At 26.9% G+C, this 435-nt stretch carries 1 protein-coding gene; it reads left to right on the top strand.

Features of this window, described 5'->3' with window-relative positions; translation table 11 throughout:
- The first annotated feature begins 90 nt into the window (after nucleotides 1-90).
- Nucleotides 91-327: a hypothetical protein gene (locus tag OL66_RS00865; RefSeq protein WP_034172084.1), complete on the top strand. Its 237-nt coding sequence runs from the start codon at nucleotides 91-93 to the stop codon at nucleotides 325-327.
- Nucleotides 328-435 lie beyond the last annotated feature (108 nt).

The following is a 435-nucleotide window of genomic DNA, read 5'->3' as shown; positions in this document are numbered from 1 at the left end:
AAAATATAGTTTGATATAACTCTTATAGCTCTTTTATATCCTGAAAATTTTCAAGTTCATTACGTTACAATTAAACGTACTCAAAGAACCTTGGGACATACTTCTTGCAAAGTTTTAAAATCTGATCCCAAAACAGAAACACTCCTTAATTTTGGAGGAACTGCTGCTGAAAATATTTTAGCCAAAAACCATCAAATGAAACGTTTACAAGTAGGAAAAGGCTCTGGTTCTGACCATAATAGTGCTAAACATAACTTAAATAAATTCTCTCCTTATCCTCAAAAAGATTTTAATGCCTTTTTACAAAAAACAGAACATTTATTATAAAATAATAAAGATGCCTTAGATGAAATAGCCCGTAAATTATTAATTAAAAAAACTTTATCTCAAAAAGATTTAGATGAAATTACTAAAAAATATCCTTTAAAAAAAGTT

The sequence above is a fragment of the Chrysanthemum yellows phytoplasma genome, assembly GCF_000803325.1.
Taxonomy (GTDB): Bacteria; Bacillota_I; Bacilli_A; order Acholeplasmatales; family Acholeplasmataceae; genus Phytoplasma; species Phytoplasma asteris.
Note: the sequence above shows the minus strand (reverse complement) of the source record. Positions and strands in the feature narration are given on the sequence as shown.